The following is a 13,705-nucleotide window of genomic DNA, read 5'->3' as shown; positions in this document are numbered from 1 at the left end:
TGCTTCCCGCCCCCCGTGGCGCCACACCCGGCGCGTCCTTCCTAAGTCAGACGCAAAGCGTCAATAGTAGCAAATCAAGTTAATCATGAAAGTCACGATTGTGAAAATTCTCTGTCACGGGGGGTTCGTGACGGTGTGACAGGACATGGGGAGAGCTACGTGATGCGAAACATCCGTCGATATGACGTGGTGCTGGTGGGCGGAGGCGTGACGGGGTTGATGGCGAGCCACAAGCTGGCGCGGCTCGGCCTGCGGTTGTTGTTGTTGGAGAAGCAGCCGACGTTGGCCAGTGGCCCGTCGACGCGGAACGAGGGTTGGCTGCATCGGGGCAGCTATCACGCCGGCTCCGTGAAGGACCGGCAGGCGGCCATCCAGGTGGCGCGGCGGTGCATCTACGGGCACGAGCAGATTCGCGCCTTCGCGCCGGAGGCGGTGGAGGACGCGGACCGGCCTCCGCTCGTGCTGGTTCGGGACGCGGACCGGCTCCAGGAGCTCGTCTCGCGCTGGGAGGAGGCGGGCGTCATCCACCGTCCGTTGACGCAGGCGCAGGCAAAGGCGCGCTTCCCGTCGGCGGACCTGTCTCGCGCGTCCGCCGTGTTCGAAGTGGCGGACGTCAGCATCAACACGCGGATGCTGTATCGCAAGCTGTACACGTCCGCGCAGCAGGGCGGAGCGGAGGTCCTCACGGGCTCGCGGCTGGAGCGCGTCAGCGGCTCGGAGGCCACGGTCATCACCGCCGACGGGGAGTCGCTCCAGATTGAATCGCGGCTGTTCGTCTATTCGACGGGCTTCGGGGCGCGGGACTTGTTCCGCCAGTTCTTCGGGTTGGAGCTGCCCATCCGCTACTGGAAGAGCCACCTGGTGGTGGTGCCGCGCCTGGGCGGGCACGGGCTGTTCTACGTGGACCCGCACGAGGCGGCGATGATGCACCACGGTGACTACAGCGTCGTGGGGCTCAACGAGGACGCGCTCCTGTGCGCCAATCCCGACTACAACGTCGTGCCCGAGCGGGCGGACAACCTCCACCGCGCGCTGGAGCGGCTGGTGCCGGGCTGGCGCAACGCGGGGCCTCACAGCGACGTGGCCTGCACCAAGGTGGACTTCGCGCCCGACGCGGGCTCCGCGCGCTCGCTCAACATCGCCATCCACGAGCCGGTGCCCGGCCACATCTGCATCCTCCCTGGGAAGATGACGGAGGCGCCGTTCCTCACGGACGTGCTGACGGCGCGGCTCTATGAGCGACTGGAGGATGGGCTCATCGCGCAGCGGCCGTGTGACGTGCTGCACGCGAGCCTCACGTCCCTCGTGCGGGAGGCCACCCATGCGGCTTGACCTGCTCGCGGCCCTGGATGCGCCCCGGCGCTCGGCGGGCCTGCTCACCGTGGAGGAGGTCCTCGCGCTCGCGGACTCCGGCAACGTCATCTATGACCCGTTCTCCGTGCTCATCTCGCGGCACCTGCGCATCGGCGAGGGCAATGTCATCCATCCGTGTGTTACGCTCACCTGTGCGCCCACGGCGGAGTTCCAGCTGGGCAGTCGGAACATCCTCCACACCGGCACGTTGCTGGCGGCGGAGACGGGCAGCATCGTCGTCGGTGACGGCAACCAGTTCGGAGAGGGCGGCTTCACCGCGAAGGCGAACCGCGCCGGTGCGCGCATCACCGTGGGCGACGGGGGACGGTATCTGGGCGGGGCGTCCGTGTTCGGAGAGAGCGTGCTTGGCTCCGGGACGCAGGTGCTCGGGGCCATCACCGTGGACAGCTGTCAGCTCGCGGCGGGAGCGGCCTTCAGCGACCCGGACCCGGACCTGCGCGCGGCGGTGCTGAAGGGCTCGGGCACGGCGCGGGGCCTTGTGCTGGGCGTGGGGCAGGTCATCCTGGGCAACGGCGGCTTCCGCGCCGAGGACGTGAAGCCGCAGGCGTTCTATCACCCCAAGGTGAAGTCATGAGCGGCGCGAGGCCCGTGGAGCTGGGGCTTGGACTGCTCTCGCTCGGGCGCACGTGGGGCTACCGCTCCGAGCCGCCTCCGTCGGAGGCCGATGGGCGACGGCTGCTCGACACCGCGCTGGAGTTGGGCGTGCGCTGCTTCGACACCGCGCCCGCGTATGGCTCCAGCGAGCAGCGCTTCGGTGCGTTCCTGTCGGGGCTCGGCTCCGCGCGGAGCTCCGTCTTCGTGGCCACCAAGCTGGGGGAACATTGGGATGCGGAGCGGCAGACGTCCTTCACGGACCACTCGCCCGACGCGCTACGGCGGAGCCTGGACGAGAGCGTGCGGCTGCTCGGGCACATCGACCTGCTCCAGGTGCACAAGGCGACGGCCGCCAACGTGGGCTCGCCCGACGTGCTGCGCGTGCTCGAGTACGCGGGGACGCTTGGCATCTCCCGCGTGGGAGCCAGTGTGAGTGATGGGGCTGGCGCCGAGGCGGCCTGTGCCGCGGGCGTCTATTCCTTCCTCCAGTTTCCGTACAACCTGCTCCACCGGGCGCTGGAGCCGGCCTTCGAACTGGCGGCGCGACATGGGCTGCGGGTCCTGGTCAACCGGCCCTTCGCCATGGGCCAGTTGCTCCAGGAGGAGGGGAGGGACACGCGGCTGTCCATGCGCGAGTCATTGACACACATCCTCCAGCAGCGCTTCTCCGGCTACGTGCTGACGGGTACGAAGTCTCCGGAGCACCTGCGGCAGACGCTGGACGCCTTCCGCTCGCTCGAAGGCTGACGGGAAGACTCTCTCGCCGGCGGGGCCTCGTCGTGGCTCCGCCGTGCTCCTGACCTGGGGTCCGCGAAGCCGTGGCCCCGGGCGGGCACCTCTTTGCCTCGAAGACCTCAACCATGTGGATTGCGTATGGCCTGGGCGCGGGCGTGATGCTCGGCCTCTACGATGTCTGGACGAAGAAGGCGATGACGGGCAACAGCGTCATCCCCGTCGTGATGTGGTCCTCTCTCTTCGGCGCGCTGTGCTGGGTGCCGGTGTTGATTCCGGGCGCGCTGCCCATCCACGTCGAGCCGTTCGGCCTGACATGGCAGGAACAGGCGTGGTTGTTGCCCAAGGGCGTGGCGATGACGGCGTCGTGGATTCTCGCGTACTACGCGGTCCGCGAGCTGCCCATCTCCATCGCCGGAGCGGTGCGCGCCTCCGGCCCGCTGTGGACGTTGGCGGGCGGCTTCCTGATGTTCCGCGAGCTGCTGACGCCCGTGCAGTTCCTCGGGCTGATGCTCACGGTCTGCTCGTACTACGTGCTCTCCATCGTCGGCCGGAAGGAGGGGCTGGTGCTGTCGAAGAACAGCTCCGTGTGGTGGATGCTGTCCGCCACCGCGCTGTCGGCGGCGACCACGGTGTATGACAAGTTCCTCGTCTCGCGGCTGGGCCTGCCCGTGCTGGAGCTGCAAGCCAGCTCCGCGTTCCAGCGCTGCATCCTCTCCGCGTTGGTCTTCGTGCCGTACATGCAGCGCAAAGGCGGCCTGGGCCTGGGCCTCACCTGGAGCTGGGGCATTCCGCTGGTGGGCTGCTCGTGGGTGGCGGCCGAGCTCATCTACTTCGTCGCCATCACCGAGCCGGAGGCGATGGTGACGCACCTGTCGGTGCTGCGCAGGACGAGCCTCATCGTGGGCTTTGTCCTGTCAGCCCTCTTCTTTCGCGAGGCCAATGTCTTGCTGAAGTCCGGGATGATCGCCGTGCTCATCCTCGGCATGGCCATCCTCATCCTGGGAGGGTAGACCGTTGCTTCGCATGCATGCGGACAGCCGCAGCGAAGTCGGGAACCATTTTGGTCAGGCCCGAAAGCAGCTCCTCGAAAGAGCGAGGCGGGTTCCGGAGCGCCTTGGCCTGTTCCTTCACCAACTCGACCACGCCGTCGGGATTGAGGTCAAAGAGGTGGACCAGGAAGTCGTCCGGCGATTGAGCCTCTATCCCAGTTGGGAGATCGCGGAAGTCTCTCAGGTTGCTCGTTACAACGACTTGAGCCCCAGCCTTCACCGCGACCGCGGCGACGTGCCGATCTTTCTGGTCGTTCTTCATCGCGGGAATGAGGTCCTCGTGACCCGTGATCATCGCTTCCGGGAACGCTCTGTCCATCGCAGCCCGGAGCCGTTCAGCTTGTTGCTCAGTCATGTTGCGGGTCCCGACAAGATTACGGAGCGCTTCATCCAGAATCTCTGCTGACCAGTAGACCTGGAAGAACCCTTCAGACGCTGCGCGTAACAGCGTATCGCGCAGCGAGAATGGGTAGAGGACGTTCGCGTCCAGAACGACTTTGAAGGGAGCAGGAATCATGCGGATCCGCGAGCCGATTTAATCCAGCTCTTCGTATCCGCCCAGGTCTTCGCTCAACTGAGTGAGTTCATCGAGAGCTGCCCCGCGCGCTTTGGACTGCTTTTCCTTGAAGCTGAGGACATCCTCGATTCGTAGCCGCCGATGTTTCCCTGTCTTCGTGTAGGGGATTCTCTTCTCATCAAGCAGGCGGATGAGGTATTGCCGCGACACGTTCAGCAGGTCCGCGGCTTGTTGTGTCGTCAGCTGCTTGCCGACGGGTACAACCGTGATTGCATCTCCGCGTGCCATCACCTCGACGACACGTTCCAGCACGTAGAATACAGATTCAGGAATCGCGATATGCTCGCCTGTCGGGCCAACCAGTTTGCATTGGGTCGCTGGTTTTCTCTGGGCGTTGGCACCACCAAGCAGGCGTGAGAGCGCCACGACCTCGGCCTGCTGGTCCGGAGGGGCTGATACGGGCGTCATCCGGCGGATACGGTCTTCCAGGAGCTGCGCCGCAGCGGTCGTCATGTTGGAACCTCCTTGGTTCAAGGTAGGCCTCAGTCGACCCAAACGCAACCAATATTCGACCCAAACGCAACCCCGTCGGCACCTGACGGCCTATGGAATCATAGTGAATTCAGATGCTTAGGCGTGTGCGGCTTGCTTGGGTGTATGCGTCGATGGGGTGTCCCCTGGCTCCCGCGAGAGGGAGGGGGGGGGCGCCTCGATGGACCACCCGATGAGGGCGAGCGCCCTGGCGCGCGGCCTCCTGTGGCTGCCTCACAAGTCGTGCGGTGCCGATGGTCAACCTGGTCGGTTGCGAACAAGCAACTCAGCTTGTCCTGGCGTTGGAGGGCAGCTCCCAGGGGAAGTGCGTGGCACCCAGCGCCGGCTTCAAGTCGAACAGCCACGTCGCCTTCTCGTCGTACCTCGCGAAGAAGGGCTTGCCCACCCACTCCGGCTCCCGCGCCTGGATGAAGTGCAGCATGAAGACCTTCTCGCCCGCGATTTCCGTCACGCCATCCACGCACACCTTGCCGGGCGTGGCGGACATCGACGGGCCCCGCACCGTGCGCGCCAGGCCGGAGACATTCCGGTACGCGGTGCGGAAGATGTCGTAGGCGGAGGCGAGCGGGACGGCGAAGTAGTCCTGCGGCCCCGTGTCCCGCTCCACGAACATGTAATACGGCACCATGCCGTGGCGAAGGTGCGTACGCCACATGCGCTCCCACGTGGCCGCGTCGTCGTTGATGGTCCGAATCAACGGCGCCTGGGTGCGAATGATTGCGCCCGTGGAGCGGATGCGGCGCACCGCCTCCTGCACGATATCCGGCACCATCTCGTTGGGGTGGGAGAAGTGCGCCATGAAGGCCAGGCTCTTGCCGGAGGCGACCACCTTCTCGAACAGGCGCAGCGTGTCGTCCGCGTCCGGGTCCGTGACGAAGCGCTGCGGCCAGTACGCCAGCGCCTTGGTGCCGATGCGGATGGCCTCCAGGTGCTCAATCTCCAGCAGCGGCTCGATGTAGCGCGCCAGCACCGCCTCGCTCATCACCATGGGGTCGCCACCGGTGAACAACACGTTGGTGACCTCCGGATGCTCCCGCACGTAGTCGACCATGGGGGCGATGTCGCGCGAGGCGAACTTCAAGTCCGCGTCCCCCACGAACTGCGCCCAGCGGAAGCAATACGTGCAGTAGGCGTGACACGTCTGTCCCTGCTTGGGGAAGAAGAGCACCGTCTCCTGATACTTGTGCTGGAGCCCCGGCAGCGGCTCCTCGTTGGCCAGCTTCGGCACGTTGAGCTGCATCTGCCCGGCCGGATGCGGGTTGAGGCTCGCGCGGATGTCCCTCACCACGCCCGCCAGCTCCAGGCTGGGCGCTCCCGAGCGCATCAGGTCGACGAGGCGCGCCACGTCGGCGGCGGGCAGCATGTCCGCCTGGGGAAACACGAGCCGGTAGATGGGGTCGTCGGGCGCCGCGGACCAGTCGATGAGCTCGTCCACCACGTACGTGTTGACGCGGAAGGGGAGCACCTGGGCCACCGCCTGCACGGCGAGCCTTTCGTCCGATGACAGGCGTGCCCTCGCCGTCAGCTCGTCCAGGTTCCTGTGGGTGTAGGCACGGTACCGCTGTCCCAGGGACAGGGGCCGCACCGCGTTGGATGTAGCGCTCACGCGGTTCCTCGCTTCGGGCATGGCAGGGCCCTCCGCGATGGCTCCGCGGACATGGCCCTGGAGGGAGTGGGGCTGTCGGTAACCAGACGTACCGTTTGACCACCAAGGAGGTGGTCTTTCGGGGTAACACACGGCACGCGGACCTGTCACCCCGCCCGAGCGAAGAAACGTCAAACGACGCTGCGGGGTGAGGGGAGACCCCTGCGGAGTGTCCGGGTGTCAGGCGTGGGCCCTCTCGCAGAGCGCGCGTCCATGACGCCTTGCGCAGTCACCCATCGTCTGTGTTTGTTATTGCGGCGTTATTCTGGGTTACCGTGGACACCCCCTTTTTCAAGGAGCCGTCCATGAAGTCTCGTCTGTTGGTCGTCGTGGGAAGCCTGGCGCTGGGACTGTTCTCCGCGTGTGGCGCGTCATCGCCCGACTCCCGCGTGGCGGAGCCTGGACAGGTGGAGGCCGGGCTGGAGCAGTGCCCGTGCGGAGGCAGCTGGCCGTCGTGCGAGGTCTGCGCCTACATCTGCGGCGACAACTTCTGTGACACCGCCCATGGGGAGAGCAGCTCCACGTGTCCCGAGGACTGCTCCTCGGTGCCCTTCTGTGGCGATGCCATCTGCAACAACGGGGAGACCCAGTGGACGTGTCCCGCCGACTGCGCGCCGACGCCCTTCTGTGGCGATGCCATCTGCAACAACGGGGAGACCAGCGTGTCGTGTCCCGGCGACTGCGGCAGCCCTTCCTGCGGGAACAGTGTCTGCGACATCGGTGAGCATGCGTGGTCCTGCCCCATCGACTGCCCCAACACGCCCCCGTGCGGTGACTTCATCTGCTCCGCGGGTGAGCCGACGTGGTGCCCACAGGACTGCCCGCCCATGTGCCCGTCGTGCCCGCAGGAGCCTCAGGGCTGAAGGGCTGAGCTTCTCTGAGTGACAACCTCGCCGTGCCCGGAGTGCGTCCGGGCCCGGTGGGGCGGATTTCTTGGGACACCGACGCCGGGGTGGCCTCTATAGAATGCGGGGTTGCACCCGCGGCTCATGAGACTCCATGAACACCCCTCGTCGTCACGACTCCCCGCTGACCTCCGTGGCCTTGCCGCCCGCCGCCGTGCGCGGTGGGGCTTCGGGCGCCCTCGAGTGGCTCGGCAGGGCCGTGGGCCTGGTGGTCGCGTGGGTGGGCGTCGCGGGCGCGGCGTTCGGGGTCTTCGGGCTGGTGGCGAGCGTGATGGAAATCGTCTCACCGGAGGACGGGAAGAAAGCCTCGCACGGGGTGTTGGGCCTGGTGGGCGCTGACAATGTTCTTCCAGGCGACAAGGTCGTCTGCTCCTACTGCTCGGCCCCCTTCATGGTGGCCTAGAAGTCGCCCGCACGTTCTCGCAATCGATGGTCGCAGCTCGCCGTAAGGGTCGGCGTCCTTCGACACATGGCCAAGGTCCCTGGGAGGGGTCGATGAGAAGAGTATTTGGAGCGCTCACAGCCGCCGCGTTCCTCGGGTGCGCGGCATCACATGAAGCCCAGAAGCCAGAAGCCCCATCACCGGCCCCCGCCGAGGCGACGCCCGTGGCTGCACCTGCCCCGACCGAGACGCCGAAGCTCCAGGTGCCGGTGGACTACTTCAAGCTCGACAACGGCTTGAAGGTGGTGCTCTCGCGAGACACCACGGCGCCCAAGACGGCGATTGGCGTCTATTACAACATCGGCTTCCGCATCGAGCCGAGGAACCGCACCGGCTTCGCGCACCTGTTCGAGCACATGATGTTCCAGGGCTCGACGAACCTGGGGAAGATGGAGTTCATCCGCCTCATCCAGAAGAACGGCGGCATCCTCAACGGCTCCACCCGCTTCGACTTCACCAACTACTTCGAGATTGTCCCCTCCAACGCGCTGGAGACGATGCTCTGGGCGGAGGCCGACCGGATGCGCGGCCTGGAGGTGACGCAGGAGAACCTCAAGAACCAGCAGGGCGTGGTGGCCAACGAGGTGAAGGTCAACGTCCTCAACCAGCCCTACGGCGGCTTCCCGTGGCTGGACATGCCGCAGGTGGCGAACACCAACTGGTACAACGCGCACAACTTCTACGGCGACCTCAAGGACCTGGAGGCCGCGACGCTGGAAGACGTGAAGTCGTTCTTCAAGACGTACTACGCGCCGAGCAACGCCGTGCTGGTCGTCGTCGGCGACTTCGAGCCCGAGCAGGTGAAGGGCTGGGTGAAGAAGTACTTCGGGCCGCTGCCCACGGTGGCGCAGCCGCAGAAGCCTGACATCTCCGAGCCGCGCCAGGAGAAGGAGAAGCGCCACGACAAGAAGGACCCGCTGGCCGAGCGTCCCGCGCTCGCGGTGGGCTACCACATGCCCGCGGTGGGCACGCCCGAGTACTACGCCATGGCGCTGGTGGACGAGGTGCTCCTCAAGGGCAACGACAGCGCGCTCTACCAGCAGCTCGTGCAGAAGAAGGGCCTCACCGGGGAGCTGCAGGGTGGGGTGAACGAGCTGGGCAACCAGTGGAACTACAACGGCCCCATGCAGTGGACCGCCTATCTGTTCCACGACGCGGGCACGACGACGGAGACGATTCTCCAGGAGTTCGACGGGGTGGTGACGCAGTTGCAAGAGAAGCCCATCGACGCGGCGACGCTGGCGCGGGCGCGGGTGAAGGCGCGCTCGCGGCTGTACGAGCACGTGGAGTCGTTCCTCGGCTTCGGCCGCGCGGACCTGCTGGCCTCCTTCGCGCTCTTCTTCGACGACCCGGAGCGCATCAACCGGCTCGAGGACGAGCTGATGAAGGTGTCACCCGAGCTCATCCAGAAGACGGCGCGCGAGTACCTGCGCCGTGAGAACCGCACGGTGCTCACGGTGACTCCCGCCCCCACCAAGGCCCAGGCCCGCTGAGGACATGCGACCCATGAACACGCGCTCACTTCGCAGCCGTCTTGTCGCTCCCGCGCTGATGGTGCTCGGGCTTCTCCACGCGCCCGCCATCGCCGCTCCCGCCGCCAAGGAGGCCCCTCCGGCTCCCGCGGCCCCCAAGCCGTTCAAGGTCCCCGTCCGCACCGAGTTCAAGCTCGACAACGGGCTGGAGGTCTCCCTGCTGCCTTACGGCGACATGCCGAAGGTCGCCATCCAGCTCGCCATCGACACGGGCAACATCCACGAGAAGGCCAACGAGGTCTGGCTCGCGGACCTGACGGGCAAGCTGCTGGTGGAGGGCACCACCACGCGCTCCGCCGAGCAGGTGGCGCAGACGGCCGCCGGCCTGGGCGGACAGCTCAACGTCGGAACCACGACGGACCAGACGTTCGTCGGCCTGGAGGTGCTCTCCGAGTCGGCGCCCCAGGCGGTGGCGCTCATCGCGGACGTCATCCAGAACCCGGCCTTCCCCCAGACGGAGGTGGAGCGGGTGAAGGCGAACCTGCTGCGTGACGTGGCCATCTACCGGAGCCAGCCGCAGGTGCTCGCCGACGAGCTGCTGGCGAAGTCCGTCTATGGCGACCATCCCTATGGCCGCCTCTTCCCGACGGAGGAGATGCTGAAGGGCTACACGCGAGAGGGCGTGCGCGGGTTCTACGACGCGAACATCGGCGCGGCCCGCTCCCGGCTCTACATCGTTGGCCTGTTCGATGCGGCCTCGGTGGAGAAGGCGGTGCGCGAGGCGTTCTCCGGCTGGAAGCCGGGCCCCGCGCGAGTCCAGAACCCGCCGACGCAGCAGGTGGCGAAGTCGGTGCAGTACCTGGACCGGCCCGGCGCGGTGCAGTCCACGGTGCGCGTCTCGGTGAAGGCGCTGCCGGCCACGAGCCCCGACTACGTCCAGCAGGAGGTGATGAACACGCTCTTGGGTGGCTACTTCAGCTCGCGCATCACCGCGAACATCCGCGAGAAGAAGGGCTATTCGTACTCGCCCTACAGCACGGTCTCCGTGCACGTGGGGGATGCGTCCTGGGTGCAGAACGCGGACGTGACGACGGCCGTCACCGGGGAGTCGCTGAAGGAGGTGCTCAAGGAGGTGGACACGCTGCGCAAGACGCCGCCCTCCGCGGAGGAGCTGCGCGAGGTGCAGAACTACCTGGCGGGCGTCTTCCTGCTCCAGAACTCGTCGCGCAACGGCATCATCGGCAAGCTGCGCTTCGTGGACCTCCACGGGCTGCCGGACTCGTACCTGCGCGACTACGTGCAGACGGTGATGGCCGTCACCCCGGAGCAGGTGCGGCAGATGGCCACGAAGTCGCTCTCGCGCGAGGCGATGACCATCGTGGTGGTGGGCGACCTGAAGGTCGTGAAGCCGCAGCTCAAGGTGCTGCCGCCTCCGGTTCGCTGAGCTGACTGAGTGCTGCTGGGGCGGAGGCCTGCTGTCGCCTCCGCCCCCAGGGCCCGTCACAGATGCTGCTTGAAGTAGCGCACGGTGGCCTCCCCCACGCGCTCCGCCACCAGCGGGTCCGACACCATGTGTGTCATGCCACTGAGTGGCAGGAAGTCATGGGGCTGGCCCGCGCGGAGCAGGGCGTCCGACAGCTTGAGGGCGTGGAAGAAGAAGACGTTGTCGTCCGCGGTGCCGTGGATGACGAGGAGCTTGCCCATGGGCTGGCCCGGCTTCACGTGGGTGAGCAGGGAGCTCTGGGCGTAGGCCTCCGGGTGTTCGTCGGGCAGGCCGAGGAAGCGCTCCGTCAGGTGCGTGTCATAGTCGCGCCAGTCCGTCACCGCCGACACCGCCACCGCGGCCTTGAAGACGTCGGGCCGGGTGAGCACGGCGAGCGCTGACATGTAGCCGCCGTGGCTGGCGCCCGTGATTCCCACGCGGTTCAAGTCCAGCTCCGGCACCTCCGCCGCGAGCGCGCGCAGCGCCGCCACCTGTTCGTCCATCAGCGTCTGGGCGAAGTGGTACTTGGGCTTGCGCAGCTTCGCGTCGGCCGTGGACGAGGAGCCGCGTCCGTCCAGCTTCACGACGAGGAAGCCCTGGTCCGCCATCCACTGCGCGGTGAGGTTCGCCGCCATGCTCTGGCGGACCATAGCGGTGCCCGGGCCCGCGTAGATTTCGACGATGACGGGCAGCTTCACCCCGGGCTTCGCGTCGCGCGGGCGCAGCAGGGCCGTGGGGTAGCGCTCCTTGCCCACGTGGCGCACCTCCAGCCGAGGCTGGAAGGGCGGCTCCTTCGCGACGGAGGGCAGCTCGCCCACGCGGGTGCCATCCGACTTGAGGACGACGGTATTCCGCATGCTCTTGGGGCCCTCCGACGTCACCACGAGCAAGCCACCCCGCTTCGAGATGCGGGCCGACTCCAGCGCCGGGCCTCCGGTGGTGACCCGCGTGGGCTTGTCGCCCGGCTTCACGCGCCACAGGTAGCGCTCCGTGGAGTTCGCGCCGCCCAGGAAGTAGACGGTGCCTTCCTTCTCCACGTAGCCCGCAAGCATCTCGAAGCCCGCGTCGGGCGGGACGAGCGAGCGCACGAGCTTGCCCGTGGCGTCGCGCAGCTCCAGCTCCGGTGAGCCGTTGCGCTCGGTGCTCCAGAGAAAGCCGCTGCCGTCGTCCAGCCACCAGGGGAAGGTCTGGTCCAGCGTGAGCCAGGCCTCGTCGCGCTCCACGAGCAGGGTGCGGGTGCGCCCTGTCTTCACATCCACGGCGAGGAGGAGCTCCTCCGTCTGGGCGCGGTTCTGGACCAGGAGTGTCAGCGGGCCCTTCGCCGGCCAGCGCACGGTGGCGAGGTACGGATACTTCTCCGCGTCCCAGCTCACCCACGTCGTCTTCCCGCCGGTGACGGGGATGACGCCCAGCCGCACCCTGGCGTTGGCTTTTCCGGCGCGCGGGTAGGAGAGCTGCTGCGCGCCCTGCTCGGGGTTGCGGGCGTCCGTGAGGGAGAGCTTCTCCACGCCGCTCGTGTCGGACTCCGTGTAGGCCAGGGCCTTGCCGTCCGGGCTCCACCAGAAGCCGTTGAAGCGATACATCTCCTCCTGGGCGATGAACTCCGCCAGCCCGTGGGTCTTCTCCTCTGTGCCGCCTTGAGTGATTCGGCGCTCGGTGTTCGTGGCCAGGTCCAGGCGATACACGTCGTGCTCGCGGACGTAGGCCACCTGGGTGCCGTCCGGGGAGAAGCGCGGGTCGATGACGCTGGGGCCTGTCTTGAGCTCGGTCACCTTCCCGGTGGCTCGCGCGACGACGTACAGCTTGCCGGACAGGCCCATGAGGAGCTTCTCGCCATCCTCGGACAGGGCGTAGGAGGTGAACCCTCGCGCGGTCATCCGCATGCGCTCGCGGCGGGATTTCTCTTCGGGGGTGAGGGTCTCCTCGGCGCCTTGGAGGAGGCTCTCGGGCGTGAGCAGCTCCCGTGTCTGGCCGGTGGCCACGTCGAAGGCGTGGAGGGAGAGCGCGTTGGAGGTGGCGGGGTTGCGCAGGAAGAAGAGCGTCTGCTCGTCCGGGGTGACATTCACGCCGACGGGACGACCGGCGTTGAAGTAGCGCGTCTCCAGGAGCTGACGGAAGAAGCTGGAGGGTTTGGCTGGCGCCTGGGGTTGCGCGAGGACGGGGGCGCTCAGGAGGACGAGTGCGGCGACAAGGATTCGCATGGGGGGGCTCGGCGTGGCGGCTCTGAGTTCGTGCAAGATGCCATGGCGATGTAAACGAAAGATGAAGTCCCCTTTGACGTGGAGACCACTCGGGACGTCGGGTGGAGAGGGGTTGACCATGACAGTCCCATGGCAATGTCGAGGGGCCCCGGGGCTATGCTTCAGGCATGAGTGAGCACGAGCCCCGAGTCATCGTCGCGCGGAAGTTGTCGCCGGAAGGCTTCGCCCCTTTTGGTGACGTCGTCTCCGCGGGGCTGGGGCCGGGGGCGTCGGCGAATCAGGGCACGGCGGTGCGGTTCGACTGGTCGGCGCGGCTGGAGAACGGGCGGGACTCGGCGAAGCCGAACCTCGCGGTGTTCCGCTCGGTGCCCCAGGGGCTGCCCTTCACGGTGAAGCTGCTGGAGCACCATCCGCACTCGAGCCAGGCGTTCCTGCCCATGCGCTGCGAGCGGTACCTGGTGTGTGTCGCGCCGAGCCTGCCTGAGGGAGGCCCGGACGTGGAGAAGCTGGAGGCCTTCGTGTGTGGGCCGGGGGAGGGCGTGAACTACCACCGGGGCGTGTGGCACCACCCCATCATCGCGTTGGACTCCCCGGCGGAGTTCGCGATGCTGGCCTGGGAGGACGGGAGCGCGGGGGACTGCGTGGTGCGTCAGTTCGCCGAGGCGTCGAGGGTGCGCGTCCAGGTCGACGACTGAGGCTATCATCCGGCCTCCGTTGGTTTGGGACCTGGGAGGCT

Annotated in this window: 13 protein-coding genes; 9 read left to right on the top strand and 4 right to left on the bottom strand. The window is 67.2% G+C overall.

Going from position 1 to position 13,705, the window contains the following annotated elements:
* Nucleotides 1-162 precede the first annotated feature (162 nt).
* From LZ199_RS42355 to LZ199_RS42340, 4 genes are all read left to right on the top strand, one after another.
* Nucleotides 163-1,332, top strand: a complete 1,170-nt coding sequence (locus LZ199_RS42355; RefSeq protein WP_253999520.1) for an NAD(P)/FAD-dependent oxidoreductase — start codon at nt 163-165, stop codon at nt 1,330-1,332.
* The gene (locus LZ199_RS42350) at nt 1,322-1,948 is read left to right on the top strand and encodes a hypothetical protein (RefSeq protein WP_253999505.1); all 627 of its coding nucleotides are present in this window, start codon (nt 1,322-1,324) and stop codon (nt 1,946-1,948) included. The genes LZ199_RS42355 and LZ199_RS42350 overlap by 11 nt, the downstream gene beginning before the upstream one ends.
* Nucleotides 1,945-2,715, top strand: coding sequence for an aldo/keto reductase (locus LZ199_RS42345; RefSeq protein ID WP_253999504.1), 771 nt, complete (start codon nt 1,945-1,947; stop codon nt 2,713-2,715). Before LZ199_RS42350 ends, LZ199_RS42345 begins: the two co-directional genes overlap by 4 nt.
* Before the next feature lie 113 nt (nt 2,716-2,828).
* Nucleotides 2,829-3,713, top strand: coding sequence for a DMT family transporter (locus LZ199_RS42340; RefSeq protein ID WP_253999503.1), 885 nt, complete (start codon nt 2,829-2,831; stop codon nt 3,711-3,713).
* On the opposite strand, the gene LZ199_RS42335 is transcribed toward LZ199_RS42340, so the two are convergent.
* The 3 genes from LZ199_RS42335 to LZ199_RS42325 all read right to left on the bottom strand — a co-directional run bounded on the left by LZ199_RS42335 (nt 3,697) and on the right by LZ199_RS42325 (nt 6,448).
* Nucleotides 3,697-4,269, bottom strand: a complete 573-nt coding sequence (locus tag LZ199_RS42335; protein ID WP_253999502.1) for a PIN domain-containing protein — start codon at nt 4,267-4,269, stop codon at nt 3,697-3,699. The genes LZ199_RS42340 and LZ199_RS42335 overlap by 17 nt on opposite strands.
* Nucleotides 4,270-4,287: 18 nt before the next feature.
* Nucleotides 4,288-4,782 (bottom strand): helix-turn-helix domain-containing protein, encoded by a 495-nt coding sequence (locus tag LZ199_RS42330; RefSeq protein ID WP_253999501.1) that lies wholly within the window; start codon nt 4,780-4,782, stop codon nt 4,288-4,290.
* Nucleotides 4,783-5,086: 304 nt separating this feature from the next.
* Entirely contained in the window at nt 5,087-6,448 is a 1,362-nt protein-coding gene (locus LZ199_RS42325; protein ID WP_253999500.1) for a KamA family radical SAM protein, read from the bottom strand.
* Between the two features lie 323 nt (nt 6,449-6,771).
* Here LZ199_RS42325 and LZ199_RS42320 point away from each other — a divergent pair, with 323 nt between their 5' ends.
* The 4 genes from LZ199_RS42320 to LZ199_RS42305 all read left to right on the top strand — a co-directional run bounded on the left by LZ199_RS42320 (nt 6,772) and on the right by LZ199_RS42305 (nt 10,729).
* The gene (locus LZ199_RS42320) at nt 6,772-7,329 is read left to right on the top strand and encodes a tenascin-X (RefSeq protein WP_253999499.1); all 558 of its coding nucleotides are present in this window, start codon (nt 6,772-6,774) and stop codon (nt 7,327-7,329) included.
* Between the two features lie 136 nt (nt 7,330-7,465).
* Nucleotides 7,466-7,774: a hypothetical protein gene (locus LZ199_RS42315; protein ID WP_253999498.1), complete on the top strand. Its 309-nt coding sequence runs from the start codon at nt 7,466-7,468 to the stop codon at nt 7,772-7,774.
* A 92-nt stretch (nt 7,775-7,866) separates the two neighbouring features.
* A complete protein-coding gene (locus LZ199_RS42310) occupies nt 7,867-9,306 on the top strand; it encodes an insulinase family protein (protein WP_256569826.1) in 1,440 nt (479 codons plus the stop codon).
* Between the two features lie 13 nt (nt 9,307-9,319).
* Nucleotides 9,320-10,729, top strand: coding sequence for a M16 family metallopeptidase (locus LZ199_RS42305; protein WP_253999496.1), 1,410 nt, complete (start codon nt 9,320-9,322; stop codon nt 10,727-10,729).
* A 56-nt stretch (nt 10,730-10,785) separates the two neighbouring features.
* Here LZ199_RS42305 and LZ199_RS42300 read toward each other — a convergent pair whose 3' ends face one another.
* The gene (locus LZ199_RS42300; RefSeq protein WP_253999495.1) at nt 10,786-12,969 is read right to left on the bottom strand and encodes a S9 family peptidase; all 2,184 of its coding nucleotides are present in this window, start codon (nt 12,967-12,969) and stop codon (nt 10,786-10,788) included.
* Between the two features lie 167 nt (nt 12,970-13,136).
* Here LZ199_RS42300 and LZ199_RS42295 point away from each other — a divergent pair, with 167 nt between their 5' ends.
* The gene (locus LZ199_RS42295) at nt 13,137-13,664 is read left to right on the top strand and encodes an ureidoglycolate lyase (protein ID WP_253999494.1); all 528 of its coding nucleotides are present in this window, start codon (nt 13,137-13,139) and stop codon (nt 13,662-13,664) included.
* Nucleotides 13,665-13,705 lie beyond the last annotated feature (41 nt).

It is taken from the genome of Myxococcus qinghaiensis (assembly GCF_024198215.1).
Taxonomy (GTDB): Bacteria; Myxococcota; Myxococcia; order Myxococcales; family Myxococcaceae; genus Myxococcus; species Myxococcus qinghaiensis.
The sequence above is the reverse complement of the archived record's forward strand: the minus strand, read 5'-3'. Positions and strand labels throughout refer to the sequence as shown.

What these genes read in the sequence shown, in the direction of transcription:
- LZ199_RS42335 (WP_253999502.1), bottom strand. Translation starts at nt 4,269, where the DNA reads ATGATTCCTGCTCCCTTCAAAGTCGTTCTGGACGCGAACGTCCTCTAC.
- LZ199_RS42295 (WP_253999494.1), top strand. Translation starts at nt 13,137, where the DNA reads ATGAGTGAGCACGAGCCCCGAGTCATCGTCGCGCGGAAGTTGTCGCCG.
- LZ199_RS42305 (WP_253999496.1), top strand. Translation starts at nt 9,320, where the DNA reads ATGAACACGCGCTCACTTCGCAGCCGTCTTGTCGCTCCCGCGCTGATG.
- LZ199_RS42330 (WP_253999501.1), bottom strand. Translation starts at nt 4,782, where the DNA reads ATGACGACCGCTGCGGCGCAGCTCCTGGAAGACCGTATCCGCCGGATG.
- LZ199_RS42345 (WP_253999504.1), top strand. Translation starts at nt 1,945, where the DNA reads ATGAGCGGCGCGAGGCCCGTGGAGCTGGGGCTTGGACTGCTCTCGCTC.
- LZ199_RS42325 (WP_253999500.1), bottom strand. Translation starts at nt 6,448, where the DNA reads ATGCCCGAAGCGAGGAACCGCGTGAGCGCTACATCCAACGCGGTGCGG.
- LZ199_RS42310 (WP_256569826.1), top strand. Translation starts at nt 7,867, where the DNA reads ATGAGAAGAGTATTTGGAGCGCTCACAGCCGCCGCGTTCCTCGGGTGC.
- LZ199_RS42350 (WP_253999505.1), top strand. Translation starts at nt 1,322, where the DNA reads ATGCGGCTTGACCTGCTCGCGGCCCTGGATGCGCCCCGGCGCTCGGCG.
- LZ199_RS42300 (WP_253999495.1), bottom strand. Translation starts at nt 12,969, where the DNA reads ATGCGAATCCTTGTCGCCGCACTCGTCCTCCTGAGCGCCCCCGTCCTC.
- LZ199_RS42320 (WP_253999499.1), top strand. Translation starts at nt 6,772, where the DNA reads ATGAAGTCTCGTCTGTTGGTCGTCGTGGGAAGCCTGGCGCTGGGACTG.
- LZ199_RS42355 (WP_253999520.1), top strand. Translation starts at nt 163, where the DNA reads ATGCGAAACATCCGTCGATATGACGTGGTGCTGGTGGGCGGAGGCGTG.
- LZ199_RS42315 (WP_253999498.1), top strand. Translation starts at nt 7,466, where the DNA reads ATGAACACCCCTCGTCGTCACGACTCCCCGCTGACCTCCGTGGCCTTG.
- LZ199_RS42340 (WP_253999503.1), top strand. Translation starts at nt 2,829, where the DNA reads ATGTGGATTGCGTATGGCCTGGGCGCGGGCGTGATGCTCGGCCTCTAC.